The sequence below is a fragment of the Lichenifustis flavocetrariae genome, assembly GCF_026130545.1.
In the GTDB taxonomy this organism is placed as follows: Bacteria; Pseudomonadota; Alphaproteobacteria; order Rhizobiales; family Beijerinckiaceae; genus Lichenihabitans; species Lichenihabitans flavocetrariae.
Genome location: NZ_JAMOIM010000035.1, coordinates 22,384 through 48,912, shown reverse-complemented (window position 1 = coordinate 48,912; position 26,529 = coordinate 22,384). Strand labels below are relative to the sequence as shown.

Annotated in this window: 25 protein-coding genes and 2 pseudogenes; 5 read left to right on the top strand and 22 right to left on the bottom strand. The window is 67.3% G+C overall.

What is annotated here, in order from left to right; genetic code table 11:
* The 9 genes from M8523_RS28640 to atpD form a co-directional block, all read right to left on the bottom strand.
* Positions 1–803, bottom strand: an 803-nt coding sequence (locus tag M8523_RS28640) for a F0F1 ATP synthase subunit gamma (protein ID WP_282588292.1), incomplete at its 3' end; no start/stop codon positions are given.
* The gene (locus M8523_RS28635; RefSeq protein ID WP_282588291.1) at positions 800–2,362 is read right to left on the bottom strand and encodes a F0F1 ATP synthase subunit alpha; all 1,563 of its coding nucleotides are present in this window, start codon (positions 2,360–2,362) and stop codon (positions 800–802) included. The genes M8523_RS28635 and M8523_RS28640, both read right to left, overlap by 4 nt.
* Positions 2,359–3,090, bottom strand: coding sequence for a F0F1 ATP synthase subunit B (locus M8523_RS28630; protein ID WP_282588290.1), 732 nt, complete (start codon positions 3,088–3,090; stop codon positions 2,359–2,361). Before M8523_RS28630 ends, M8523_RS28635 begins: the two co-directional genes overlap by 4 nt.
* Before the next feature lie 4 nt (positions 3,091–3,094).
* Positions 3,095–3,343: a F0F1 ATP synthase subunit C gene (locus tag M8523_RS28625; RefSeq protein WP_282588289.1), complete on the bottom strand. Its 249-nt coding sequence runs from the start codon at positions 3,341–3,343 to the stop codon at positions 3,095–3,097.
* The gene (locus M8523_RS28620) at positions 3,340–4,047 is read right to left on the bottom strand and encodes a F0F1 ATP synthase subunit A (RefSeq protein ID WP_282588288.1); all 708 of its coding nucleotides are present in this window, start codon (positions 4,045–4,047) and stop codon (positions 3,340–3,342) included. Before M8523_RS28620 ends, M8523_RS28625 begins: the two co-directional genes overlap by 4 nt.
* A complete protein-coding gene (locus tag M8523_RS28615) occupies positions 4,044–4,343 on the bottom strand; it encodes an N-ATPase subunit AtpR (RefSeq protein WP_282588287.1) in 300 nt (99 codons plus the stop codon). The genes M8523_RS28620 and M8523_RS28615 overlap by 4 nt, the downstream gene beginning before the upstream one ends.
* Positions 4,340–4,633: an AtpZ/AtpI family protein gene (locus M8523_RS28610; protein WP_282588286.1), complete on the bottom strand. Its 294-nt coding sequence runs from the start codon at positions 4,631–4,633 to the stop codon at positions 4,340–4,342. Before M8523_RS28610 ends, M8523_RS28615 begins: the two co-directional genes overlap by 4 nt.
* Positions 4,630–5,049 (bottom strand): F0F1 ATP synthase subunit epsilon, encoded by a 420-nt coding sequence (locus tag M8523_RS28605; RefSeq protein ID WP_282588285.1) that lies wholly within the window; start codon positions 5,047–5,049, stop codon positions 4,630–4,632. Before M8523_RS28605 ends, M8523_RS28610 begins: the two co-directional genes overlap by 4 nt.
* Complete coding sequence (gene atpD, locus M8523_RS28600) at positions 5,046–6,470, bottom strand: F0F1 ATP synthase subunit beta (RefSeq protein ID WP_282588284.1); 1,425 nt, start codon at positions 6,468–6,470, stop codon at positions 5,046–5,048. The genes M8523_RS28605 and atpD overlap by 4 nt, the downstream gene beginning before the upstream one ends.
* Positions 6,471–6,967: 497 nt before the next feature.
* Here atpD and M8523_RS28595 point away from each other — a divergent pair.
* Positions 6,968–9,330 (top strand): annotated as a pseudogene (locus M8523_RS28595) (heavy metal translocating P-type ATPase).
* Positions 9,331–9,716: 386 nt separating this feature from the next.
* Here M8523_RS28595 and M8523_RS28590 read toward each other — a convergent pair.
* Positions 9,717–9,890 (bottom strand): hypothetical protein, encoded by a 174-nt coding sequence (locus tag M8523_RS28590; RefSeq protein ID WP_282588283.1) that lies wholly within the window; start codon positions 9,888–9,890, stop codon positions 9,717–9,719.
* Between the two features lie 94 nt (positions 9,891–9,984).
* Here M8523_RS28590 and M8523_RS28585 point away from each other — a divergent pair, with 94 nt between their 5' ends.
* A complete protein-coding gene (locus M8523_RS28585; RefSeq protein ID WP_282588282.1) occupies positions 9,985–10,878 on the top strand; it encodes a slipin family protein in 894 nt (297 codons plus the stop codon).
* A gap of 11 nt (positions 10,879–10,889) precedes the next feature.
* Positions 10,890–11,690: pseudogene (locus M8523_RS28580) on the top strand (NADP-dependent phosphogluconate dehydrogenase); the annotation flags it as partial.
* A gap of 211 nt (positions 11,691–11,901) precedes the next feature.
* Here M8523_RS28580 and M8523_RS28575 read toward each other — a convergent pair.
* From M8523_RS28575 to M8523_RS28555, 5 genes are all read right to left on the bottom strand, one after another.
* Positions 11,902–12,795, bottom strand: coding sequence for an ADP-polyphosphate phosphotransferase (locus M8523_RS28575; RefSeq protein ID WP_282588281.1), 894 nt, complete (start codon positions 12,793–12,795; stop codon positions 11,902–11,904).
* 21 nt (positions 12,796–12,816) lie between these two features.
* The gene (locus M8523_RS28570; RefSeq protein WP_282588280.1) at positions 12,817–15,285 is read right to left on the bottom strand and encodes an HAD-IC family P-type ATPase; all 2,469 of its coding nucleotides are present in this window, start codon (positions 15,283–15,285) and stop codon (positions 12,817–12,819) included.
* 124 nt (positions 15,286–15,409) lie between these two features.
* Positions 15,410–16,168 carry a PRC-barrel domain-containing protein gene (locus M8523_RS28565; RefSeq protein ID WP_282588279.1) on the bottom strand — a complete coding sequence of 253 codons (759 nt, stop codon included), beginning with the start codon at positions 16,166–16,168 and terminating at the stop codon, positions 15,410–15,412.
* Positions 16,169–16,209: 41 nt separating this feature from the next.
* On the bottom strand, positions 16,210–16,725 hold the full coding sequence (locus M8523_RS28560) for a hypothetical protein (RefSeq protein ID WP_282588278.1): 516 nt from the start codon (positions 16,723–16,725) through the stop codon (positions 16,210–16,212).
* A gap of 355 nt (positions 16,726–17,080) precedes the next feature.
* Positions 17,081–17,641, bottom strand: a complete 561-nt coding sequence (locus M8523_RS28555) for a nitroreductase family protein (protein WP_282588277.1) — start codon at positions 17,639–17,641, stop codon at positions 17,081–17,083.
* Between the two features lie 403 nt (positions 17,642–18,044).
* Between M8523_RS28555 and M8523_RS28550 the strand changes: the two genes are divergently transcribed.
* Together M8523_RS28550 and M8523_RS28545 are read left to right on the top strand one after the other, a co-directional pair.
* Positions 18,045–18,977: a LysR family transcriptional regulator gene (locus tag M8523_RS28550; protein WP_282588276.1), complete on the top strand. Its 933-nt coding sequence runs from the start codon at positions 18,045–18,047 to the stop codon at positions 18,975–18,977.
* Positions 18,978–19,059: 82 nt separating this feature from the next.
* Positions 19,060–19,272 (top strand): hypothetical protein, encoded by a 213-nt coding sequence (locus tag M8523_RS28545; protein ID WP_282588275.1) that lies wholly within the window; start codon positions 19,060–19,062, stop codon positions 19,270–19,272.
* 211 nt (positions 19,273–19,483) lie between these two features.
* Here M8523_RS28545 and M8523_RS28540 read toward each other — a convergent pair whose 3' ends face one another.
* The 7 genes from M8523_RS28540 to M8523_RS28510 all read right to left on the bottom strand — a co-directional run bounded on the left by M8523_RS28540 (position 19,484) and on the right by M8523_RS28510 (position 26,358).
* Positions 19,484–20,167, bottom strand: coding sequence for an ABC transporter ATP-binding protein (locus M8523_RS28540; protein WP_282588274.1), 684 nt, complete (start codon positions 20,165–20,167; stop codon positions 19,484–19,486).
* On the bottom strand, positions 20,160–21,386 hold the full coding sequence (locus tag M8523_RS28535) for an ABC transporter permease (RefSeq protein WP_282588273.1): 1,227 nt from the start codon (positions 21,384–21,386) through the stop codon (positions 20,160–20,162). Before M8523_RS28535 ends, M8523_RS28540 begins: the two co-directional genes overlap by 8 nt.
* Positions 21,383–22,705, bottom strand: a complete 1,323-nt coding sequence (locus M8523_RS28530) for an efflux RND transporter periplasmic adaptor subunit (RefSeq protein WP_282588272.1) — start codon at positions 22,703–22,705, stop codon at positions 21,383–21,385. The genes M8523_RS28535 and M8523_RS28530 overlap by 4 nt, the downstream gene beginning before the upstream one ends.
* A 181-nt stretch (positions 22,706–22,886) precedes the next feature.
* A complete protein-coding gene (locus M8523_RS28525) occupies positions 22,887–23,627 on the bottom strand; it encodes a CBS domain-containing protein (protein ID WP_282588271.1) in 741 nt (246 codons plus the stop codon).
* A gap of 445 nt (positions 23,628–24,072) precedes the next feature.
* Positions 24,073–24,738 (bottom strand): NADPH-dependent F420 reductase, encoded by a 666-nt coding sequence (locus tag M8523_RS28520; protein WP_282588270.1) that lies wholly within the window; start codon positions 24,736–24,738, stop codon positions 24,073–24,075.
* 336 nt (positions 24,739–25,074) lie between these two features.
* Positions 25,075–25,266: a hypothetical protein gene (locus M8523_RS28515; protein WP_282588269.1), complete on the bottom strand. Its 192-nt coding sequence runs from the start codon at positions 25,264–25,266 to the stop codon at positions 25,075–25,077.
* A 123-nt stretch (positions 25,267–25,389) separates the two neighbouring features.
* Complete coding sequence (locus M8523_RS28510; RefSeq protein ID WP_282588268.1) at positions 25,390–26,358, bottom strand: D-2-hydroxyacid dehydrogenase family protein; 969 nt, start codon at positions 26,356–26,358, stop codon at positions 25,390–25,392.
* Positions 26,359–26,529 lie beyond the last annotated feature (171 nt).

Genomic DNA, 26,529 nt, shown 5'->3' with positions numbered 1-26,529 from the left:
TCTTCCGTGATCCCGTCTTGCCGCACGATCCTCTGGACCGATTGCAGCTCGGCCAGCTGACGCTCGATCTGGCTGTGTGCGGAGGTCATCGATTGCAGTCGCGCCTCGTTCTCCGCCGCGAATGCGTGGAGGGCCGCTTTGCAGAGTTCGGCGTGGACGTAAGCTGCCGTCAGTTCGCCGATGAGCACGGTCGGTTCAAGCGTCACGAAGGGGATGTTCCCCTTGGGGCTGGTCAAGGTGGTCAGGTCTATCGGGAAAAGGCGACGGCGTTCGACGCGACAGCCGTGCCCTGGATCCCACCGGCCGAACATCGCGTCGAGACGGTCGACGTCCCCGGCGGCGATGCGTCGGTAGAGCGCCTCGGCGATCACGGCCGCGAGCTTGGGAATGCCATCCGAATGGGAGGGCATGGCGCCTGACCATTCAGGCGTGATGGCCCTCTCGCGAGCGACGGTCCCGCCACGCGTTCCTATGAGGTACAACTTGCCGTGGCCTAGATCAGGTCCGGCCGCGTCGAGGAGGCGCTCGCTGAAGGCGCCGGCAAAACCCTGTTCGGCGCAGAACAGCACGAGCGCCGAGCCGGTCGGCCGATGCGCGGGACTTTCCGAACGGATCGCGGGCGTCAGCGTGAGGGCCTGTCCAATGGCCGCGGCGATCGCGGCCGCATAACCGTCGACGGAGGCGAGCTGGCCGCGGGCCTGCTGGGCGCGGGCGGCCGCGATGCCGCGCATCGCATTCACCACCGCACCGAGCTGCCGGATGCCGTCGATCCGGGCTCCGACCTCGGCGAGACGCTCGGTCACGCCGGCTTGGCCGATGTCGGGGCCGGCGCTTGCGCTGGCGCTGGCGCCAGTGTTTTGACGTGACGTTCCAGCACGGTGCGAAGCGCTTGTTTCGTCTTGTCGTCGAGCAGGCCCTTGTCCTCGATCTGCCTGACCGCCTCTGCCGCATCCTTGTCGAGCGCATCGCGCAAGCCTTTCCGGACGGCATCCACGGTCGGCAACGGGATCGTGTCGAGGAGGCCGAACTGCACCGCGAGCACCAGGGCGACTTCGTCGGCCAGCCGCAACGGCGAATGCTGCGGCTGTTCGAGGATCGCCCGGATGCGGGCGCCCCGGGCGAGCTGGTTCCGGACCCGCGTGTCGGGCATCCCACCGAAGCGGGTGAAGGCCTCCAGTTCGAGGAATTGCGCATAGTCGAGGCGCAGCGTCTTCGCGGCGTCCCTCAGGGCGTGGGCCTGGGTCTTGCCGCCGACGCGGCTCACGCTGGTGCCGACGTCGACCGCCGGCTTCTGGCCCTGGCGGAACAGCTTCGCGTCGAGCACGATCTGGCCGTCCGTGATCGATATCAGGTTGGTTGGGATGTAGGCGCTGAGATTGCCCGCATCGGTCTCGGCGATGGGCAGCGCCGTGAGTGACCCGCTGCCCTTCTCCTTCGAGAGCTTGGCGGCCCGCTCCAGCAGGCGCGCATGCACGTAGAACACGTCGCCCGGATAGGCCTCGCGGCCGGGCGACTGGCGCGTCAGCAGCGCGATCTCGCGATGGGTCGCGGCGTGCTTGGTCATGTCGTCGATCACGATCAGGGCGTGCTGACCCCGATCGCGGAAATACTCGGCCATCGTCATCGCGGCGAACGGCGCGATCCATTGCAGGCCGGGGGAACTCGCGGCCTCGGCGATCACGATGATGCACCGCTCCGGGGCGCCGCCGGCGTGGATTGCATCGACGGCGCGGCGGATGCTCGAACTCTTCTGGCCCACCGCGACGTAGACGCAGACCATGTCGCTCGATTTCTGGTTGATGATCGTGTCGATCGCGATCGTCGTCTTGCCGATGGCGCGGTCCCCGATGATCAATTCCCGCTGGCCGCGACCGAGCGCGAACAGCGCGTCGATCACGATCAGTCCCGTCTGGACGGGCTCGGTGACGAGGTCCCGGTCGATGATCGCCGGCGCCGGTCGCTCGATCGGCTCCTTGCTGTCCGCTGCGATCGGCCCCTTTCCATCGAGCGGCCGACCGAGCGGATCGACCACGCGACCGAGCAGGCCTGGCCCGACCGGCACGCGGACCACGTCGCCCGTGCCATGCACTGCATCGCCGGCCTCGACGCCATCGACGTCGTCCAGCAGGACGCAGCCGATCCGGTCCTGCTCCAATACCTGGGCGAAGCCGAACTGCCCCTTGGCGAACCGGAGCAGCTCGTCGAGCCGCGCGAGTGGCAGGCCCGAGACGAGGGCAATGCCGTCGCCGACCTCCTCGACGCGGCCGATCTGCTCGGCCCGGGGCCCGAGGTTCGTCGATCCCAGCGTGGATCGGGCGTCCGCGAGCCAGGCGTCCGCGCGCGCGTCAGCATCCATCGTCATCGCTTCAAATCCGCCAGGACCTGCGCGAGATCGGCGCGCCAGCTGTTGCTGACGGCCAGGTTGGCGCCGCGCAATTCGAGGCCGGCGATGAGGGAGGGATCCGCCCGATACGTGATTTGGGGACGGGACCCAAAGGCCTGGCCGATCGCTGCGTCATAACGAGCCTGGTCGGCGGCGGCGATCGGCGTCGCGCTGACCGCTTCAAGAGTTGCGCCCTCCGCCCCGGCGAGGCGGCGCGCGGCCTCCGGCATCGCCCCGATCGCCTTGACGAGCCAATCCAGGAAGGCGGCCTGCACGGCGGCGCCGTCGAGCCGCGCCGCGAGGTGCTTCGCGATGTCGACCGCGAGGTCGCTCGCGCGGCGCGAGGCGGCGGCTTCGGCGGTCGACCGGTCAGTTTCGATCGCGGCCCGCGCCGTGGCCTCCAGCACCGCTGCCGCCTTGCTCGCTTGCTCCCGTTGCGCGGTGCTGTCCTTCGCCGCCGCGGCATGGGCCGCCGTCCGGATCGCTTCGCCCTCCTTGGCGAAACCGGCGCGTGTCGCGGCGATCCCGGCCAGCGCCTCGGTCGCCTCCTTGCGCTTGGCCGCGGCGTCGTCGAGTTGGCCCTGCACCGTGCTGCGGCGCTGCTGGATCATGGCCGACACGGGCTTCCAGAAGAACCGCTGCAAGAGCCAGACGAGCACCGCGACGTTGACGGTCTGGAAGCCGAGCGTCCACCAGTCGAAGGTCATGGGGTCACGACTTCAGCAGCGGGTTGGCGAAGAGCAGCAGAAGCGCGATGACGAGGCAGTAGATCGCCATTGTCTCGATCATCGCGAGCCCGACGAACAGCGTGCGCGAGATCGTATTGGCCGACTCGGGCTGGCGGGCGATCGCATCCATGGCGGCGGCGACCGCGCGTCCTTCCGCGAGCGCGGGACCGATCGCGCCGAACGAGACCGCAAGCGCGGCCGAGACGATGCTGGCGCAGGCAAGCCAGTTCATGAGGTTGTCCTTGGATTGGAGAGGTCGGGGATGGCGCGCGCGGGTTTCCCGTCACTGACCGCGCCGGCGATGAACACCATCGCGAGGATCGCGAAGATGTAGGCCTGGACGGCCCCGGTCAGCAGGTCGAGCGCCATGAGCGGGATCGGCACGAGGAAGCCGGCCAGCGACAGGACGATCCCGATCACGAAGACGCCGCTCATCACGTTGCCGAACAGGCGGACGAGGAGGGAGAAGGTGCGCGTCAGGCTCTCGATGAAGTTGAGCGGGATCATGATCGGGTTGGGCGAGGCGAAGGTCGCGAGGTACCCGAGGACGCCGCCCGCGCGGATGCCGAACCAGATCACCGCCACGAAGACGAGAAGGGCCAGCGCGGCATCGGTTTCGAGCTTGGCGGTGGGCGGCCCGACCCCAGGAACGAGCGACGACCAGTTGGCGACGAAGATGAAGACGAACAGGGTGCCGACGAAGGCACGGTAGGGGCCCGGCTCCATTTGCATGGTGTCACGAATCTGGCCGTCCACGGTATCGACGATGAGTTCGAAGGCGGCCTGCGTCCTCGACGGGACAAGCGTCAGCCGGCGGGTGACGAGGACGCTCCCCAGGGTAAGGATGGCCATGAGCGCCCACGTGACGATCACGGCCGCGGTGATCGGCACCGGACCGACGTGGAACAGCGCGAGGCTGGACAGCGGCGAGGTCATGCGACCACCCGGCGGATGCGGCGCGTCACGACCGGACGGGCCAGGAGAACGCCGGCCGCGGCCGCGAGCAGCGGCGGTGCGCCGGCGAAGCTGACCAGCGTCAGCAGCCCGCCCAGGAGGACGATGCGACCCAGCATGACGCCCAAGGCCAACAACAGTCGGTCGCCCCCCGCGAAAAGTCGGGCGGTCCACCAGAGGCCGCCGAAATGCACGCCGCCGAGCGCGAGCCCCCCGGCGAAATAGGCCGCGAGGCTCGCGGCCACGGACGGCCAGCCGTGGAACGCCCAGGCGCTCATGCGGCCTGCGTCCACTTCCAGGCCGACCAGCAACCGAGCGCGGCCCCCAGCATCAGCAGCGGAGCGGTGCAGAACAGACCGGAGTCGAAGGTCCGGTCGAGCCAGCGTCCGGCGAAGACGCCGAGCAGCATGGGCACCACGACGATCCAGCCGAGAACGCCGATCTGGGCCAGGCGGCGGGCGACGGAGGGCTCGCCGTCGCGCAGCCAGGCCCGGTGCCGCGTGCCGCGCAGCCTGACGCTGCCGAGGAGCTGGTCATCATCGACCGGGTCGTGGTTCGACGCCGTCATCCGAAGGTCTCCGATGGCGGCCGTCCTCCTTGGAGATGACGCATGATTTCCCTTATGGCGCGCAGTTGCAGGCGGGTGCTGTCGACCCGCTCGGCCCGCTCTGTCTCGATCTCGTCGCGAAACCGGCTCAGGACGGTCTTTTCGAGCGTCGCGATGTCGTCCCCTGCGATCGCCTCCCGGGTGGCGATGGCGATGTCGCGTCCGGGCGTGACGGTCAGGACGCCGCGCCGCACGGCGCAGCATCGTTGCGTCCCCCCGGCCGCCGTCCAGCTCACCACGCAGATCGCCAGGCTGGTGAGATATGCGGCGTGCCGCGGCAGGATCCCGAAGGCACCGCTCACGTCCTCTCCCCGGAACGCGAGGACGCCGTCCTCGTCGACGACGGTCGCAAGCGGCGTGTCGATGCGCAGCTTCACGACGGCCGATCCATCTTCTTCGCGTCCGTCTCCTTCTTCCGCGCCTCGTCCAGGTTGCCGACCATGTAGAGCGAGCTTTCGGCCCATTCGTCGGTCTCGCCGTCCAGGATGGCGCGGCAGCCGGCGATCGTCTCCGCGCGGGGAACGCTTCGCCCGGGCGTGCCCGTGAAGGCTTCCGTGACGGCGAAGGGCTGGCTGAGGAAACGCTGGAGACGACGGGCGCGCTTGACGATCTCCCGGTCGCCCGCGCCGAGTTCCTCGACGCCAAGGAGGGCGATGATGTCCTGGAGGTCCTTGAAGCGGGCCAGGGCCTCGCGGGCGCGCTCCGCGACCCGGTAGTGCTCCTCCCCGACGAGGATCGGATCCAGCAGCGCCGACGTCGAGGCGAGCGGATCGATGGCGGGGTAGAAGCCCGCGGCCGCCAGGTCGCGCGAGAGCACGATCATGCTGTCCATGTGGCTGGAGATCGCGGTGACGGCCGGATCGGTGAAGTCGTCGGCCGGGACGTAGACGGCCTGGATGGCCGTGACCGCGGCGCCGGCCACCGACGCGATACGTTCCTGCAAGGCCGCGACCTCTGTCGCGAGCGTTGGCTGGTAGCCGACCCGGGATGGCAGGCGCCCCAACAGGCTCGACAGTTCGGCGCCGGCCTGGACGAAGCGGAACACGTTGTCCATCAGCAGCAGCACGTTCTGGTGCTTCTGGTCGCGGAAAAACTCGGCGATGGTCAGCGCCGTGAGCGGCACCCGCCAGCGCGCGCCGGGCGGCTCGTTCATCTGGCCGTAGACGAGCACCGTGCGGGCCAGAACGCCCGAGCCCTGCATGTCGGTTAGCAGTTCATGGCCTTCCCGCGAGCGCTCCCCGACGCCGGCAAAGACCGAAATGCCCTGGTACTTCTCGACCATGGCATGGATCAGTTCCATGACGAGCACCGTCTTGCCGACGCCCGCGCCGCCGAACATCGCGGCCTTGCCGCCCTGGAGAAGCGGCGCGAGCAGGTCGATCACCTTGATGCCCGTCTCGAACACGGCGGTGCTGGACGTCTCGTCCTCCATGGAAGGCGGCGGATTGTGGATGCCGCGTCGCGGCGTTTCGGGCGGCAGCGGCGGCCCGCGGTCCCTGACGGTGCCGATGACGTCGAGGAGGCGGCCGAGCACGGCGTCGCCGACCGGGATCGAGATCGGAGCCCCGGTCGTGCTGACCCGCGTGCTGCGGGCGAGGCCCGCAGTCGCCTGAAGGGCAATGCATCGCACGGTCGAAGGATCGACGTGGCTGTGAACTTCGAGGACGAGCGACTCCGGACGGTCCCACTGCACGATAAGGGCGGTATCGATCGCGGGGAGGGCCGCGCCGGCGAAGCTCACGTCCACTACGGCGCCCCGCACTGAGATCACGCAACCTGTCGCCGGACCTTCGTTCATGTCTCTTCCGATGCTCAGACAGTTGGGCCGAAGCGGCGCGACGCCAGTTTGGCAGGGCGGTTGCAGCGGAGGTTTCGTTCGAACGCAGGCGTCGCGTCCGACCCGCCGACGAGTTCAGACAGCCCACATATGCGTCGGAGAATTCGTAGCGTACGGTGTCTGCGACCCCGACGTGAGCAGCAAAGTCGGTGACCGGGAATGCGAAAACGCTTCGCGCATCCGCGGTGACGAAACTCCGTTGTCGGGGTGTTGGACGGGACCTCGGCTTCCCGTTCCAGCCTTGTTGGAACCGCGGCATGGGCTCGTCCGACGTGGAATGCACTGAGCGATCTCGGGTAGCGGCTATTCGGAAACGGAACCTATCTGCCGAAGCGGATCGTCGCCTATCGTGATCAGCCTATGCTGGAGCAGGACGATCCGAGTCCCGAGGCCCTCCGGGGATTGCTTTGCCTCGGCATGAGGTAAGGTGCGAGGCCGGCAAGGAAGGACTCATCGTCATGGATGCGTCGGCTCACGAATCCCGCGGCCTTGCCGATCGAGGTAGTACGGCCACGTCATCGGTTGCGACGGCCAAGGACCCGGTCTGCGGGATGTCGGTCGATCCATTGAAGACCGCCTACAAGGCCGAGCGAGCGGGTAGGACGCACTTCTTCTGCTCGGCCGGGTGCCGGACCAAGTTCCTGGCCGAGCCGGCCAAATACATCCGTACCGAGAAACGCCGCGCGTCTACCTCACCGGCCGGCACGATCTACACCTGTCCGATGCACCCGCAGATCCGGCAGGAGGGGCCGGGAAGCTGCCCCATCTGCGGCATGGCCCTAGAGCCGCTGACGGTCACGGCGGAGGCGCCGCCCAACCATGAATTGGCGGACATGACCCGTCGCTTCTGGATCGGCCTCGCCCTGACTCTGCCGATCTTCGTCCTGGAAATGGGGAGCCACGTCCCGGCCCTGGGCCTCGACAAGCTCGTCCCGCCGCATGTCTCGACCTGGATCCAGTTCGTCCTGTCGACGCCGGTCGTCTTGTGGGCCGGCTGGCCTTTCTTCGAGCGCGGCTGGGCGTCCGTGCTCCACCGCAGCCTGAACATGTTCAGTCTGATCTCGCTCGGAACCGGCGCTGCCTACCTTTACAGCCTCGTCGCGACCTTCGTGCCGGGCCTCTTCCCGGCCGGCTTCCATGAGATGGGCGGCATGGTCGCCGTCTACTTCGAGCCGGCGGCTGTCATTGTCGTCCTGGTGCTGCTGGGCCAGGTGCTGGAGCTGCGCGCCCGCGACCAGACCGGCGGTGCGATCCGCGCCTTGCTCAAACTCGCGCCCAACACGGCTTGGCGCGTGGGAAAGGGCGGGACCGACGAGGAGGTGCCGCTGGCGGAAGTCCGGGTCGGTGACTCGTTGCGCGTACGCCCTGGCAGCGGCGTGCCGGTCGACGGCGTCGTGCTCGACGGCCGCAGCGCCGTCGACGAATCGATGGTGACCGGCGAGTCTATGCCGGCCGCCAAGGGTGCCGGCGACAAGCTGATCGGCGGCACCGTGAACGGCACCGGCGCCCTTGTCATGCGAGCCGACAAGGTCGGGTCCAACACGATGCTGGCGCGCATCGTCCAGATGGTGTCCGAGGCGCAGAGGAGCCGGGCCCCGATCCAACGCGTGGCCGACACCGTCGCCGGCTACTTCGTTCCCGCAGTGCTTGGGATCGCCGTCATGACCTTCGTGGCCTGGGCCGCCTGGGGACCCCCGCCGTCGCTGTCCTACGGGCTGATCGCGACCGTGTCCGTCCTGATCATCGCGTGCCCCTGCGCGCTCGGGCTGGCCACGCCGATGAGCATCGGGGTCGGCGTCGGCAAGGCGGCGGGCGCGGGAATCTTGATCAAGTCAGCCGAGGCGTTGGAGCGCATGGAGAAGGTCGACACACTGGTGGTGGACAAGACCGGCACGCTGACGGAGGGCAAGCCCAAGGTCACCGCGATCGTGCCTGCCGAAGGCCTGTCGGAGACAGACGTGCTCGCCCTGGCGGCGAGCCTGGAGCGGTCGAGCGAGCATCCGCTCGCCGCCGCCATCGTCGCGGCGGCGCGCGACAAGGGCATCACGGTCCAGGACCCCACCGACTTCGCCTCCGTCATGGGCAAGGGGTCACGGGCAAGGTCGGCCCACGCTCGGTTGCGCTGGGCAACGAGGCCATGATGCGGGACGCCGGGGCCGACCTCGGCCCGTCCACCGCACGGGCGGGGGAACTGCGCCGCGACGGAGCGACAGCCCTCTTCATGGCCGTGGACGGGAGGGCCGGGGCGGTGATCGCCATCGCCGATCCGGTCAAGTCGAGCACCGCCGCCGCGCTCGACGCCTTGCGCGCGGACGGCATCAGGATCCTCATGCTGACGGGCGACAATGTCGCGACGGCCCAGGCGATCGGGCGGCTGCTCGGCATCAAGGAGGTTCAGGGCGATGTCCTGCCCGAGGGCAAGCACGACGCTATCCGCAAGCTCAAGGCGGAAGGCCGGGTGGTGGCCATGGCCGGCGACGGCGTCAACGACGCCCCGGCCCTTGCCGAGGCCGATGTCGGGATCGCCATGGGGACCGGCACCGAGGTCGCCATCCAGAACGCCGGAATCACGCTGGTCAAGGGCGACCTCGCCGGCATCGCGCGAGCGGTCGCGCTCAGCCGGATGACGATGAGCAACATCCGCCAGAACCTAATGTTCGCCTTCGCCTACAATGCGATCGGCATCCCGGTGGCGGCCGGCGTGCTTTACCCGGCCTTCGGAATCCTGCTCAGCCCCATCGTGGCCGCGCTTGCGATGTCGCTCAGCTCCGTGTCTGTCATCGGGAACGCGTTACGGCTTAGATCCGCGCGCCTGGGTTGAAGGGCCTTATGCAAAGGTCAGGCATTGGAGCAGGTCCTGGTACTTCGTCCGATCTGGATTGAAGCCGGCGCGAAGTCCATCAGCCAGGACGGGAAGCCGAAGGCTCTGTGTCGTCGAGAACGGCTTGCCGCCATCGTCGACGGATCCCGGATCGACGTGCCTCGCGGTCGCGGGCTGCAAAGCGGGCCGTGGTCGATGCAAGCCCTGATCCAAGCAAGGTCCCCGCGCGTCGCGATCACGCGGTTTCCTTGGAGGCTGGAAACCAGGTCTGACGACCATCGAGATTGACGGTCGACGCCGCACTTGACTCGGCGGAGCGTGATCGGCGCCTGATCAGGGGCGTGTCGCTCTCTCCTCGCCAGGAATCGTGCGGGCCCTTGAATCGTTCACCCATCCGCGAGGAAGTCCCCACGTCGTTGCGCCAAGCCGGTGCCGCCGCGTTCTGGCTGGCGGTGGTGCTCACGGGCATCCTGACCGGCACGGCCACGGCCGCCCTCACCGGGCTCCTTCAATTCGTGCAGCACGCCATGATCGGTCGAATGCGGAAACGAATAGTCCAAACGCGAAATCAGGCACGTCGGCAACGGTCACCTGCGCGTTCACCCGGATATGTCTCAATTGGGGCATGAAGTTCGAGCGTCCAGGAGCCGTCGCATGAACCCGATCACATCGCTGCTGGCAACGATCCTCTTCCTTTGCGGATTGGCGCTTGCCGGATTCGGCACGTTGTCGTTCAGCTGGTTCGCCGTACCCCTGGCCATCCTGTTCTTCGTTGCAGCCGTGCTCGTCGCCCTCTCGCTCAAGGTTGCCAATTCCTGGGAGAAGTTCGTGATCCTTCGAGCGGGCAAGCTCCAGGGCGTCCGCGGGCCCGGCTTGTTCCTGATCATTCCCGTGTTCGACCGGGTCATCGCCGTCATCGACGAACGGATCCAGACGACGGCCTTCAACGCCGAGCAGGCGCTGACCAAGGACACGGTGCCGGTCAACGTGGACGCCATCATCTTCTGGCACGTGCACGACGCGGAGGCAGCCGCTTTGAAGATCACGGATTATCGTCAAGCGATCGATCGGGTAGCGCAGACCTCGCTCCGCGAGATGATCGGCTCCTCGATGCTGGCCGCATTGCTGTCCGACAGGAAGGCGGCCGACGAACAGCTCAGAGCCGAAATCGGCGCGAAGACATCGGCCTGGGGCATCTCGGTGACCTCGGTCGAGGTGCGCGACGTGGCGATCCCCGTGGCGCTTCAGGATGCGATGTCGCGCCAAGCGCAGGCGGAGCGGGAGAAGCAAGCCCGTATCATCCTTGGATCAGCCGAGGACGAGGTCGCCAGCCGGTTTGTCGCGGCCGCGAAGACCTACGCCGAGTACCCGATCGCCCTGCAGCTGCGAGCGATGAACATCATCTACGAGACGACCAAGGAGAGGGGGTCGACCATCCTTATCCCGACGTCGATGGTGGAAGCGATGAACCCGGCTTCCGCGTTGGTGTTGGCCGGTTTGGCCGCTCCAAACCCGTCGATCTCGCCGCCCTTGAAAGCCGTTGCATGAGGGATCCGAGTGTGGACTCGGTGATCTCGACGCTGACGCCCCTTCTTTAATCGGGTGACGTCGTGCTCGACGGCGGCAATTCCTACTACCACGACGATATCCGGCGAGCTGCGCGCGAAGAACTTGCACACGTCGACGTCGGCGTGAGCGGCGGAGTCTGGGGGCTGGAGCGTGGTTTCTGCCATGATCGGCGGCGATACGGCTATCGTGCAACGGCTCGATCCGATCTTTCGTGCATTGGCGCCCGGCGTCGACGCCGCGGCGCGAACCGCCGGGGCCACCGGCGAACCGACCAACGCGGAGATGGGCTACTTCCATTGCGGCCGATCGGCGCCGGGCATTTCGTGAAAATGGTCCACAACGGTATCGAATACGGGATGATGGCCTCCTACGCGGAAGGCTTGGACATCCTCATGCACGTTAACGCCGGGCTCCTCGCCCCGGCGGCGGCCGATGCGGAGACGACGCCGCTACGCAATCCCGAACTCTACAAATACGACATCGACGTACCGCAGGTCGCCGAGATGTTGCGGCGCGGCAGCGTCGTCTCGTCATGGCTGCCGGACTTCGCCGCGGCAGCCATGAGGGAAAGCCCGGGGCTGGATGGCTACGCCGGCCGGGTGTCGGACTCCGGCGAAGGGCGGTGGACCCTCCAGGCGGCCATCGACGAGAACGTGCCGGCGCCGGTGATATCGGCCGCCCTGTTCGCCCGCTTCGGCTCCCGAGGCCAGGCCGACTACGCCGACCGTGTCCTGTCGGCGCTCCGCTTCGGGTTCGGCGGCCACCTGGAAAGGACCGCCGAACGGCACTGAGCCCTTGTCGATGCGGATGCGGCTGCGGCGGCGCACTGCGCGCGGCGCAGTCATCTGACGCGAACAGATCTTCGTGAACGAGAGCAAGCCATTGCCAACCTCGGCATTGACCGTGAGATGACCTTTCAGGTGCCGGGGCTACGCCGACGCTCGAAAGCGTGCTTCGGGAGAACACTGGCGCAATGGTTCTGCCGCGCAACCCTAGTCACGATCATGCCGGCCTCCTGGTTTCAGGCTCCAACCGATTGCGCATTGACAGCAATTCAAGGCGTCGCTCCTCGCTGGTTTTCGGGAAAGACATCTTCAACTCCTCGAACGTGTCGAGGACGATCTGTGACACGATGAGTCTCGCGTTTTCCTTGTCGTCGGCGGGCACGACGTACCAAGGGGAGTCGCCCGTACTCGTCTTGCCCAGGCACTCCTCATAGGCCGTCATGTAACGCTTCCATGACTCGCGCTCCTTCACGTCGGCATCGCTGAACTTCCAGTTCTTGTCCGGCTGGTCGATGCGAGCGAGGAAGCGCTTCCGCTGCTCCTCTTTTGACATATGAAGGAACAACTTGACGATGCGGGTGCCGTTGGCGTGGAGGTGCCGCTCCTGGTTGCGGATCGACCGATAACGATCGTGCCAAAGTTCCTTGTCGTGGCGCGGCGCGTCGGGAACACCTTCGCCCAGGAGGATTTCCCGATGGACGCGGACGATCAGAACCTCTTCGTAGTACGACCGATTGAAGATCCCGATCCGCCCGCGCTCCGGCAGGTCACGGGTGGTGCGCCAGAGGAAATCGTGCTGCAACTCCGCGGCGCTCGGGTGCTTGAAGCTGAAGACCTGGCAACCCTGCGGATTGACGCCGGACATCACGTGCCTGATCGCGCCGTCCTTCCCCGCGGCGTCCATGGCCTGGAAGATCAGCAGGACGGAATGCCGATCCGAAGCGTAGAGGAGCTGCTGCTGATCACTGAGGCGGCCGACATGGTCCGTGAGCATCGACTGGTATTGCTCCTTCGACCGGTAGACGGGTTCGACGCGCGTGGGCCACTTCTCGAGATCGACCTCGTCGTCCTCGCGCACGCGAAAGTCCTTGGAATCGATCTTCGTCGCCATTCGATGCACTCCTGATCCGGCCTAGGTGATCGCGAGACGTCGGAAGAGCGGCACCTTCACCAAGTCCAGGAGGACCGCGAAGACCGCCGCGGCGGCGAGCGTGGAAACGACCAGCCAAAGCGGCAGGGCCGCCATCGCGATGCCGCCGACCGCGAGCGTCGAGGCGATCAGGATGTCGGCGGTCGACGACGCGATCAGCCAGGAGCTGGGCCGGGACGACCACAGGTGGCGGCGCTCACGATTGGTGTAGGTCGTCGCCTGGTTGCCGAACACGATCGCGACGAAAGCCAGCGTCTGCAACGGGCCGATGGCAAAGCCCATCCTGTAGAACCCGAAGACCAGGATGGCCGAGCAGAAGAGCAACTCGCCGAGCCCCATGCTGACGCCGGCGACGGTCAGGGGGGCGATCCGCCACGCGTTCGGCGCGGGCGACGGACGGACGTTGTCGGTCGTCAACGCCATGCCGAGGAAGTCGCCGGTGATCATGATGAGGACCATGAGCATCGGCGTCAGGATCGCGTGGCCGGTCATGAGCAAGCCGACCGCCAGGAACAGCACCTGCACCGTCTTTTTCGTGATGGAGTTGAGCGTGTAGCTGAGGACCCGCTGGAACGTGGTCCGCCCTTCCTTGACCGCGGCGACGATGCCCCCGAGCCCGGGCTCCGTCAGCACCATGCCGGCGGCCGACTTGGCGACGTCGGTCGCCGTCGAGACCGCGATGCCCATCTGGGCCTGGCGCAGGGCCGGTGCGTCGTTGGCCCCGTCGCCGCACATCCCGACGGCATGGCCGCCCGTCTGGAACGCCTTGACGAGCTTGTACTTGTCTTCCGGCAGGACGCCGGCGAACACCGCGAACTGCTCCGGCCGGACGGCGTCGGGGATCGGCTCCGGCGGGCAGATCGGGCCGGCCAGTCCCACGGCCTTGGCGACGATGGCCGCCGTGGCCGGCGCGTCGCCCGTCACCATCACGGTGCGGATGCCGAGGCCGTGTAACTCGGTGATCAACCCGGCCGAATCCTGACGGGGCGGATCACTCAACGCGATCAGTCCCGCGAGCTTCATCGCCGTGGGGGACCCGGCCGCGACCGCCAGGACCCGGAAACCCTGGCCTTCGAGTTCCTTGGCCGCGACCGCGGCGCCAGGTGAGGACTGGGCCAGTGCGACGACGACGACGAAAGCGCCCTTCACGATCCGTTGCGCGTCCCCCGAGGCCCCGGTCGCCGTCGCCTCGGACATCTTCTTGGCCGGATCGAACGCGGCGAACTTGACCAGCTTCGGCGCGTCGGGGACGGGCTTGCCCGCGGCGGCCGAGCGGATGGCCCCGTCGACCGGGTCGTCTCCGCCGTCCGAGCTGGCGAGCGCGGCCAGTGCCAGGACGTGCGCCTCGTCGAAACCCGGTTCCGGACGGACGGTCGCGACCTTCAACGCGTTGCGCGTCAGCGTGCCGGTCTTGTCCGCGCACAGCACGACGATCGATGCCGCCTCGTCCACGGCGGAGAGGCGGGTCGGCAGGACGCCCTTCTGGGCGAGGGCGCGGGCGCCGAGGGCCGAGGCGAGGGTGAAGGTGGCGGGCAGCGCGACCGGGATGGACGCAAGGATCGCCGTGAGGACGAGCGGGATGATCTCGCCGACCGGCATGTCGATGAACCAGGAATAGCCCACCAGCATCAGGATGACGACGCCGTTGACGGCGGCAAGGTTGAGCACGACGCGCAGGACCGCCTTCTGCTGGGAACTCACGACATGGGCGGTCCGAACGAGTTCAGCCGTCCGGCCGAACTTGGTCCGTCCGCCGGTGGCCGTGACGACCCCCTCGGCCTCACCGCGCCGAACCAATGCCCCGGCATAGGTCTGGAGGTTCGCGGAGCCTTCGATCGGGACCGATTCGCCGGTCAGCATCGACTGGTCCAACAGTATCTCCCCGCTCGTCAGCTTCAAGTCGGCGGCGACCACGCCGCCGAGCGAGAGCTTCACCAAGTCGCCGGGGACCAGCTCCGCGGCGGGTACGGTCTTCCATTTGCCGTCACGTCGCACCGACGCGGACAGCGCCAGTTTCGCCTTCAGTGCGGTTAGGGTTGCCTGGGCGCGGCTCTCCTGGAACAGGCCGAGGGCGGCGTTGAACAGGAGGAGGAAGACGATGATCGCAGCCTCGGCGTACTTGCCGAGAACCACCTCCAGGACGACCGCCGCTTCCAGCATCCCCGGCACGGGCGCCAAGAACTTCTCCAGCGCCATCCGCAGGGGATGCGCGCCGGTGTCCGGCAGGGAGTTGGACCCGAATTTGTCGAGCCGCGCGCGCGCTTCGTCGCTCGTCAGCCCTGCCTGTTGAGCGGCGCCGGCAGTAACGTCAGCGGGATCGGTCGATTTCGGCGCATCCCGAGCCGCGTTCGCGTCGATGACCTTCGACGGCGATTTCGATCCCTTCTCGCGTTCGGCCTTCGATTCCCTCTCGGAACCGGCAACCTGGGCGTCGGCGGGTTTGGTTTCCATGAGGGCTGAGCCTTCGGTGCAATGTCGGGATGCGCCGATATGGCCGCAGCGAGCCAGTGCTTCGGAACGATGGAAGCGCGGCCGCGCTGACGAGGCCGCGAGGGGTGGTGGTGCCTCCCCGTGTTCAGAAGCCGTAACCACGCCAGCCGTAATGGGTGTGGAGTTTCTTCTCGTAGACCTGGTCGATCATTGCGATCGGGTCCCAAGGCGGACTGCTTTTCACCCTCTCGCGACCGACGTCGAGCCTGATCTCACGGGCCCTCCAGCTGACGGCCTTCACGGCGTAAGGCGAGATCAGGACATGCTCGCCCGGCCACCAGTTCCTGGTGTCCACGATGATGTAGCGGACGTCCCAGTTGGCGTCGTCGACGAGGAAGTTCTCTGCATGGCCGATCTCGCCATCCACGGCGTGCATGTGGTAGCCGGTGACCTCGGCGAGGCTGCGAAGGTGCGGGTCGCCTTCGTCGTCGTCGGCGAGGCCGACACCGTCACGTCCGCCGAGGTACCTCGGACCGCCCAAGGGCCCTCCGAGGCCATCCCCACCGAAGTAGCTGTAACCCCAGAGCGGATCCGATCCGCAGTAGTCGAAGAGGTTCGTTTCCATCCTGGTGGACACGGGCTGGTCCGTCGCGAGCGGCGGGCTATTCTCGATCTGGAGCTTCGTCAGGGTGAGTGGCAGCACCTGGCCGACGTAATCCGGGTTCCGGATCGACGAGGGATGGACGAGGACCTTTCGATCGCTGAGCCAGGACCCGACGTCGACGACGAGCCATCGGAGCCGCCAGGTCACGTCGTCGAACAGGAGGTCGTGGACTTTCCCTATCCCGCCGCCGTCACTGGCCTCGACGGCGTATCCCTTGAGCGCTGAAACTGCGATGAGCATCGATGATCTCCTAAGGCTTACGCGTCGGGTGGAACGCCTCGTCAATCACGGTTCACAGGGGTCGTGACTCCTGTCCCGTCTTGTGGCTTGATCGCGTCCAGATGGATCGGTTCGGATCGCGCGGATGTGGTCTGTGCTGCCGGGGAATGGGACGAAGCGACCGCACCGAGCGCGAGGGCGCACAGGACCATGAGGAGCATTGCCCAATGGGGCGTCCTCGCCGCGTCGACTTGGCCTGCGGCTTCGCTCTTGGAGCCGACCCGAATTACCTGCGCATCGGCCGGCAGCAGCGCGACCAGCCTCGAAGCGGTTTCGGCCGCTCCGGCAAGGGCAGGCGCAGTCAGCGGCATCTGCGAAATCCGCTCGGCGAACCAGGACGCCGCGACCGCCTTCGGAAGGGTGACGAGGCGACCGGCCTCGATCCAAGGATCGAAACCGAGCCGGGCCAGGATCGAAAGGACGGTCAACTCCGAGCCGTTCAATTCGGTGCCCACCCCAGAGTACAGGAAGGGATTGAGGCTCGGCGGCAACGAGGCGAATGCGGCGGGGCGTGCCATCGTGGCGATCCAATGCAGAAGCAAAGGCGTTCGCCCTGGCCGATCGACCTGTAGTCCAACGTCAACCTTCACACCCGAACCGACTTCGCGCCGCGGCTATGCGAATATGCGTACGCGTGAGTCGACGCCGGTCCGACGTCAGGCCGTCGACATCGGTCGCGGCGGCCAGTGCAGGCTCAAATGCCTCGATCAGCCCTGCAACAGGGTTCGCGCGGCTGCGATATTGCCAAGAGTCCAGTCGCGCCTGCGAAAACGTTCGCGGTCCTTTCATCGGGAACGCCGGGTGCTTGCCGGAGGCGCTTCGGACCGAGCTTAGTCGGCCTCTCGGCAGGTCGTCGCCGCACGCGCTTCGTCCTCAATCCACCCAGTGGATCTCCGGCGACTTGCGAGGGACCGGGGCCGCCGCGGCTTTCGGGTGTCCCAGGATGATCGGCGCCACCGGGGCCCATTCGACGGGAAGACCGAGCGCCGCCTTGCCGGCAGTCGTCCCGAGGTAGCCCTGCGCGAGGCCTATCCAGCAGGAGCCCAGGCCTACGGCATAGGCGCCCAGCATGAGGTTCTGGGCGGCGAGCGCGCAATCCTCGACCTTCCAGGCGTTCTCGGTGGCGGCCGAGATCTGGACGAGCACCGGCGCGTGGTGGAAGACCTGGCAATCCGGGTCGTCGAGCATCGACTTGAAGTGCGCCGGCACTGCGTCGGCAGGCGTCGTCGCCAACACGTGGGCCTTCGCGTCCCGCGATACGCGATCGAGCACTGACCCGTTTCGCACGACAGTAAAGGTCCAGGGCTGCCCGTTGACGGCGCTCGGCGCTTCCATCGCGTCGTCGATCAGGAGACGGATCGTTCGTTCGTCGACGGCTTGGGCCATGTATTCGCGGACGGCCCGGCGGCCCGCCATGGCTTCGTCGAGTTCCATTTCGCGATGTCCTTGTTTCCGACGCTGGCCGCGCCTTCAGGCCTCGGGGAGACCGGTGCAGGAGGTTCGACGGGACGGGCGACCACGATGAGATGGTTCATGGTAGGCCGCTCCGAAGCCACGGCGGCCGAGTCGAGCCGACGTGGAAGCAGCGTTTTCGCATAGCGAGTATCGAAGATCGCATGCGGCGTATGTCGCTAGGGTGTCGTTGGTAGATGTAAACTTGTCGGACCGGACGTGGGAGGACCTTCGTCCCGACGCAAAGAAACTCCACGATCGACCTGCAATACGTCTCCCCGATAAGCTTTTCTGATCTCGAACGCACCGAGCGATCCCGGGTAGCGACTATGCGGAAACGGAAAGCGTCTGGTTCGGGCGTCCGTCGCGTGTTTAGGAGAGCCCTATGCTGGATTGGGATGACCTGAGGTTTTTCCTCGCGGTAGCACGTCTGGGCAGCCTTTCGGGTGCCGCGAAGCAATTGCACGTGGCCCAGTCGACCGTGGGCCGCCGCCTCAACTCCCTGGAAACCAGCCTGGGCGTCCGGCTCCTGAACCGGACCCCGGACGGCTACGTGCCCACGCCGGCCGGCGAAGATGTCCGCAAGCAGGCGGAACTGGTCGAGGCGGAGGCACTTGCGCTGGAGCGCCAAGTGGTCGGACGCGACCTGCGCATGGCGGGCCCGGTCCGCGTCACCTGCGCGGAGACGATCGCCAGCAACCTCGTCGCGCCATGCCTGGGGACGCTCTACGAAACGCAACCCGACATCATGGTCGAATTGATCCCTAACCCTCGGGAACTCAGCCTTTCCATGCGCGAGGCGGACATATCCATCCGTCTTCGGCAACCCGAACAGCACGACCTCCTCGTCAGCCGGATCGGCACGCTCGCCTTCGGGCTCTACGCCAGCCCCGGCTACCTCGAACGGCACGGCGAATGCGACTACGACGCGGGCTGCGCCGGGCACCGTCTGATCACCCAACTCGAAGGCATCCAGGACGCGACCCAGACGGACTGGCTGGCGGAGCTTGCGCCTCGGGCGCGCATCGCCATGCAGACCAGCAGCCACGCGGCCGCGCTCGCGGCCGCCAAACAAGGAGGAGGCCTGGCCAGCCTCGTCCGCTACTGCGCGGACGCCGAGCCAGGGCTCGTTCGGCTGAAGACCCCGCCGCTGCCGACCCAGATACCGAGCACGGGCATCTGGCAGGTCGTGCACAAGGACAATCGCGACACTCCCCGCATCCGGGCCGCCCTCGATCACATCACCAAGTGGGTCCGCCAGCGCGGCGATGAACTCAATCCCGTGCAGGATGAAACCGAGCTTGCCCCGGCGGCATGACGGCGCTTCGTTCGCGGCGTCGATGGGGCCACGCGACCCTTCGGCGTCGAGCACGACGCCCCACTCTCATGAGGTCGAGCCGATGAAGCAGCACAACCACGCCGTCGTGTGGATCGATCACCACGAAGCCAAGGTCTTCCATTTCGACGCCGACCAGATGGACAAGCTGGTCCTGCATCCAGAGGACCCCCACGTCCATATCCACCACAAGGCGAATTCCATCGGGAGCGGTCATGCCGCCGAAGACAAGGATTACCTGCACGCGGTGGTCGAGGCGATCGGAACGGCCCGCTGACGGGACCCGGCTTGGCCAAGACCGTGCTATAAAACACATCGCGGCCCATGATCCGCGCGCGATGGACAAGATCGTCGGCATCGAGACGGTCGACCACCCGTCAGATGGCGCGCTGCAAAAGCACGCCCGCGCCTATTTCCATGCCGAAGACCTGATGACGCCGCAGAAGTAGCGGTCGACCCCATGAGGCGTCCGGTCTAGGCGCCCTCCCTCAAGCCGTGATGCGGCCGTCGACGACGTCCACGATGCGATCGCAGCGCTTCGCGAGATCGAGGTTGTGCGTGACCATCAGGATGGTGGTTCCGCTCTCGCGGTTTACCTCCCGCATGAGGTCGAAGACGCCGCCGGCGGACTGCGTGTCGAGGTTGCCGGTGGGCTCGTCCGCGAGCAAAAGGTCGGGGCTCATCGCCAGTGCGCGGGCTATGGCCACGCGCTGCTGCTGGCCGCCCGACATGTTCATCGCCCGGTTGTCGGCGACCTTCGCCAACCCCACCCGCGCCATGAGCGCATTGGCCTTCTGGACGATGTCCGGGCCGGCGAACTCGGCGTCGACGAGCAGCGGCATCAGGACGTTCTCGACCGCGGTGAACGCCGAGATCAGGTGATGGTCCTGGAACACGAAGCCGATCGTGTGCCCCCGGAGCCGCGTCAACGCTGCGTCGTTCAGGAGCGCGGTGTCCTGGCCCTTGATGAAGAGGTGCCCGGACGTCGGACGGTCCAGGAGCCCGATAATGTTGAGGAGCGTGCTCTTTCCCGAGCCGGACGGCCCCATCAGCGCCAGGAACTCCCCGCGTTTCAGCGTAAGATCGACGTCGTGCAGCACCTTCGTCTCGGAAGGCAGGCCCACGTTGTAGGCCTTGCAGATCCTGTCGAGGCGCAGGACCGGATCATCCACGGATCGCCACCACGGGATCGAGCTTGGCCGCCCGGATCGCCGGGACCATGGCGGCCACCAGCCCGGTCGCCGTCGCGAGCAGCGCCGTCGCGATGAAGAGGTCGCGCTCCAGCATCAAGGGGAACAGCTCCGATCCATCGGCCTGCCGCATGGCGGAATGCCAGTACATCAGTCCCCCCGCGCCCAGGACGGACCCGGCGATCGCACCCACGAACCCGAGCACGCCGCCTTGGATCAGGAACACCCGCAGGACCTGGCCGCGCGACGCGCCCATGGCGCGCAGGATGCCGATGTCCTTCGAGCGCTGGATCACCGAAACGACGAGGACGGCCGCGATCCCGAACGCCACCGAGAGCGCGACGAAGAGCCGGATCATCGTGTTGGATGTCTTCTGGGCCTGGACGGCGGTGAAGAACTGGGCGTTGGTGGCGATCCAGCTGTCGGCCTCGACGGCGTTCGAGCCCTCGATCCGCTTGGCCAGGGTCTCCGCCGCGTAGATGTCCTTGACGGTCAGGTCGACGGTGGTCACGCCGCCGATGATGCCGAGCAGCGACTGCGCCGTCCGAAGGGCCACGTAGGTGTTGCGCTCGTTGACGGCCTTGTTGCCGAGGTCGAGCACGGCCGTGACGGTCAGGACCACCGGCGTGCCGGTCGCGGCCTGGACGTTCAGCTTGTCGTTTACCGTGGCGCCCAGGTCCTTCGCCAGCTCGGTGCCGATGATGATGTCCTGGCTGTTCAGGCGCGGCACGCCCGCGACGACATAATCCGGGATCCGCACGATGGTGAAATACGAAGTGGGCTCGATGCCGGAAATCGTGATCGCACGGCTCGCGGCCCCTCGGATCGCGAGAGCCGAGCCGGCCATCGTCGGGGAGATGGCCGTGATCTCTGGCATGGACTGCATGCGGTCGCGGACCTTCTGCCATTGATCGACGGAGATGACGCGCTGGCTCGGACGCTGAACGGATGCATTCTCGAACACGCCGGGCGCGTTTCGGAGCGGACGGGCGATCTGATCGAGCGGGATGAGCTGGATCTGCGGCTGGGAGGTCAGCACCCGCTTGATGAAGTTCGCCTGAAGCCCCGTCAGGAGCGCCGACATGAAGACGATGACGCCGACGCCGATCGCGATGCCGGTGATGATGAACAGCGTCTGCATCCGCCCTTCGCGCAGGAAGCGAATGGCGGCGATCCACTCGAAGGGCAGCCATCGGCTCATGGCGTGATCGGCCTGATCCGCTGCCCCGTGAGGACGCCGGCGCTCGCGGGGATCGCGGCGTCGCCGTCCTTGATGCCGGCGAGGACTTCGATCTGCGTGTTCCCCTGCAAGCCGAGGCGCACGGACTGCTTGTAGGCCCGCCCGTTCCGCACCCCCATGACCCAAGGGTCACCGGAAAGGCCGTCACGCACCGATCGCACCGGCAGGACGAGGGCGTTCGCGCTGCGCGCGACCTCGATGTCGACCGAGACCGTCATGTCCTGCCGAAGGTAGGCCGGGGGGGCGGCCACGGTCAGCTTGACCTCGACGGACGCCCGCGTGATGTCGACGGCCGGGTTGATGTAGGAGATGATGGCGTCGAACCGCTTGTCCGGATAGGCGTCCGCCGAGGCGATGGCGTGCTGCCCCAGCGCGAGCTTGCCCATGTTGCGTTCGTCGATCGCCAGGAGGAGCTGCGTGTCCCCATCGGGGGCGAGGACGAGCAGCGTGTTCCCGGGCTGCGCGACGGTACCGCGCTCCACGTTTCGGGTGATGAGCACGCCGTCCCTGGGCGCCGAGATCGTCGCGTAGGCCAGTCGCGAGGTGGCGGTGTCGAGGCTCGCCCGCGCCTGGTTGAGCTGGGTCTGCGCCATGACGTAATCGCTGCCGCCCGGGCTGGACGTGTAGACCTGTACCTCGGCGGAGCGGACCTGCGTGTGCCCGACGTCCAGATCCCTCTGCGCCGTGTCGAGGGCTGCGTGCGTGGCGAACCCGTTGCGGCTTAAGTCCGACGTGCGGTCGAACGTCTGCTGGGCGTTCAGCAGCGTGGCCTGTGCTTCCTTGCGGGTCTCGCGGGCGGTCGGAAGCGTGAGTTCGTCGATCTGACGTGTCCGCGCCTCGGCCTGCGCGACGGCGCCCTGCGCCTGGACGACGGCGGCCTTCAATTCCCGCGACTCCAGCGCGATCAGCGGCTGCCCCTTGGTGACACGGACGCCTTCCTCGACCAGGACCTGCTCGACCGTTCCGGTGATCTGGCTGCCGATGATCACCCGATAGAGCGTTTCGACGTTGCCCGTGGCCACGACCGTCTCGATAAGCGCGCCCCGTTTCGCAATGTCGACGACGACGCCGGGGCCGAACCACATACGCGCGCCCTGCCAGCCGCCCAGGCCTAGCACGACCACCACGGCAAGGACGAACCAGCGGTGGCTCCAGAGGAAGGCCGGAGCGCCCTTCGTGGCATCGGCACCGCGACCGATGAGGCCCGTCACGTGCAGCGATCCGACGACCGCGAACGCCCATGCACCCCCGCGCGTCGGCAAGGCGTGTCGCCGTCCCATCGCTTCGGTTCCCGGGCCTCGGACGCTCGGCTTTTACGGATATTCGACTGCACAACGAGAGGCCACGTGCAGCCGGCTTGCGGAAGGGGACCCATAGGCCGGTCCTGCACCGGAGCGCGACGGCCGTTTCGGATCATGACCAGGGCATGATTGGGTCCCGCATTGCATCGGACAGGCGGGGTCATGGGACTTTCGCGAGAGAGGCGGACCGGGCGTCCTCGGCCTTTCGGTCCTCCGGCGAGAGTTCGAACGCGCCCGTCATGGGCAGCACCCAGACGATGTGGTCCTTGATCGCGCGAACGCCCCGCACGTTCTCGACCGCCACGCGGACCGCCGCGCGCTCTCGCTCGTCGGAAATCGATCCGCGCAGCTCGACTTGGCCATCGCGAACGAGGACGTCGACGGCACCCTTGGGAATGCATCTCTCGCGATCGAATTCGGCCAAGATCTCGGAAAGGATGTCCGCGTCATCCCGCATCGGGTCCGGCCACCTGAACGGACTGGCCTTGGCGAACGCGCGGAGGATGTCGGCCCGGGCCACGATCCCGACCGGTACGCCGTCCCGCACGACGGGAAGTCGCTTGATGCCCTTCGAGACCATCAGGTCGACGATGCGCTCGATCGACGTGTCGGGCGATGCCGTCACGACCTCTTGGCTCATGACTTCGCAAACCTTGCGTCCATGCGAGTGGGTATAGTCGTCGGCAAGACTGCCGGGTCCGAGCAGGAAGCCGAGCAACCGGGGCCGGCGGCGCTCGGTGCCCAGTTCCTCTCGACGGAGGAAGTCCCCTTCGGTGACGATGCCGACGATACGTCCGGCGTCGTCAACCACGGGCAGACCGCTGACGTGCGAGGCGAGCATGATCCGCACGGCGTCTTCGATGGCCGCATCGGACCTGACGGTAATCATTTCCGTCGACATGATGTCTCGAGCGCGCAAGGCGTCCTCCGCTGAGTCGATCGGGCCGCGAGTGGCGGCTCCGCTTCGCCGTTAGGTCGCACCGCGAGTTGCCGGCCTTCCGCACCGCCTCGATCGACGCCGAACACCGACCTCGATCCACGGCTGGACCGCGTAACGTTGCCTCGATGCCTGCCGCTCCGGGGCGCTTCCTCCCCAAACTCGGGCCGCCCGCTGCAAGAGCGTGGCGGCCTCTCTCGCCAAGTAATGCATGCTTGTCGGCTGGAGCGTCGAAGCGTTTTCGCATTCCCGGTGTCTGTAAATGGAGAGTGGGCATCCCATAGGGGAACGGGCCAGTCTCCCGTCCGAGCGCCATTCGACCTGACCGATCCGATGATGATCGGATCTTAGAAGTCTCCTCGCGACTAGCCGTCGAGCATGCCGTTGGCGTCGAAGAATGGAGCGCGGCTCACGTGACGGCGCTCCACTCCGGCGTCCGGGGCTTGCTCGCCTCGCCCAGGGCGCGACGGACGCCGGCCGCGTCGAGGTCGCCGCCGTACACAGGCGTGCCCGGCTGCTGCCGCCAGGAAGCATCGAGGCCGCCGGCATCGACGGGGTCGAACCCAAGTTCCTCGACGAGCGTCATGACGGTTGCCTTGGCCTCCGGGTCGTCGCCCGCGACCGGCAGGGCGATGCGTCCCGGCGTCCCCTGGGGCTTGCCGAGGTCCATCAGGTGTCCGGCATGGATGTTGTTGAACGCCTTGATGACCGGACGGCCGATTTGCTGCTCGACCCAGACGCTCTCCGGCAGGCCGCCCTCGATGGCAGCAATGAGGCCGTCGCGCTGGCGCGGGTAGTAGTTCCCCGTGTCGACGACGACCAGTCGCTCCGGGGCGTCGGCGAAGAGGCCGGCGGGCAGTTCGGGAACACGTTTCTCCGGGATCGTGACGACGACGAGATCCACGTCGCGGACAGCCTCGACCGCCCAGACCGCGGTCGCGCCGGTCGCGGCAGCCAGCGCCTTGAGGGTCTCGGGGCCGCGGGAGTTCGCCACGACGACGCGGTGTCCGAGCGCGGTCAGGCGGCGGGTCAGCGTGCCGCCGATCTGGCCGGCGCCGATGATGCCTATTTTCATGTTCGTACCTGGTCATGGTTGGCGACGGATTGCGTCGGCACGCCTGTCGTCCCGCAGCGTCGTTCAAGCCCGTTCGCGATCGTAGTCACGCTGTCCATGATGATGACAGGCATTCCTGCCGAGCGAGACGATCAAAGGCGCTGACCGGGAATGCGAAAACGGTTGCGACGAGGTGCCCGGATCGCCGCGATGACGGCGAGCGTCCAGCGTCGGCGAACGTCATGTCGCGCGTTCTCAATTGCGGGCTGTGCGCGATTTCGATCGAGGGGTCCGGCCCAGCCGCGCGGGGAGGCCGGGAACCGATCGCGTGGCGGAGATGGCGTGCTCGACGCGGTTCTACTTCACGCGGCGGCCGGCGAAGTATCCCTTGTTCGTGGTGTTCTGCTTGACGTTGGCGGTCTCGCCCTGCTCGGCGGTGTTGTCGGCTTGCGGGTGGTGGATCGAGGTGTCCCGATCCGTCTTCGGATCGGAACCGGTCCCCTTCGGGCTGCGGTTGGCGGGCGGCACCGGCGGCATGTGGCTTGTCATCGTTTCGTCCTCGGGTGGCGGGCGGATGCCCTGGGGTCAACCTCGGACCGGTGGCGTTGTTGCTTGGCCACCCGTTGCGCGCGGCCGTAGGACGCCGTGTTCACGTCGGTCCAATCGTCGGGGTCAACTCGGCCCCACGACGCGGATCGGGGTGCCGTCGAGGAAGGCGAGGGCGTTCTCGACGCTCTTGGGATAGAAATCGCGCCAGGTTTCCGCCACGCCGTAGCCGAGATGGGGCGTCAGCACGGTCGACCCCTCCGCACGGAGCGGGTGGTCCTTCGGAAGCGGCTCCTTGTCGAAGACGTCGAGCGCGGCGACGATCCGGCCCGCCTGGACGGCGGCGACCAGCGCCGCCTCGTCGACCAGCGGCCCCCGGGAGGTGTTGATCAGGATGGCGCCGTGCTTGAAGCGGGCGATGTCCTCGGCGCCGAGGATGCAGCGACTGCGGGGCGACAGCACCATGTGGATGGAGATCGCGTCGGACGTCGCCATCAAATCGCCCTTTCCGACCAGCCGTGCGCCGGCCTCTCGTGCCTTCTCCTCCGTCAGGTTCGGGCTCCACGCGATGACGTCCATGTCGAGCGCGGCACCGTAACGCGCCATCCGAGTCCCGAGGCGGCCGAGGCCGAGGATGCCGAGCGTCTTTCCCGCCAAGCCGATCCCGACCGGTACGCCGTGCTGGAAGCCGCCGGCCCGCATGGTGGCATCGGCCACCGGGATCGCCCGGGCGGCGGCGATCAAGAGTCCGAGCGCCAGTTCGGCCGTGGCCCATGACGCGGCCGGGCGCCCGTCCGTGGTGTTGCAGACCGTGATCCCCCGCCGAGCGCAGGCCTCCATGTCGAGCGAGGCGTTGGCGCCGCCCGTGATGCCGATCATGCGCAGCTTGGGCAGTCGCGCGAGGAGGCTGTCGGCAATGGCCGTCCGTTCCCGCATCGTCAGCAGGATGTCGAACTCGGCCAGCGCGGTCGCGGCCTCCTCGGTGCCGAGGGCGTCGGCGAAGAAGACCACGTCGGCGCGGGCTTCCAGGGCCGACCAGTCGGCGCTCCGACGCGCCACGTCCTGCCAATCATCGAGGACGGCGATCTTGACCATGCTTGCTCCGTATCGCGCCTCGGATGGGCGGCTTCCCTACTTGATGCGCTCGACAGCGTTGCCCGTCAGCGGCTGAAGCCAACGACGATCTTTCCTGGCGTAGGCCCGGTCCAGTTGCGTTCGACGGGCAGCCTGTCTCGCCAACCCCGGCGGCTGCCAAGGACGATGGAC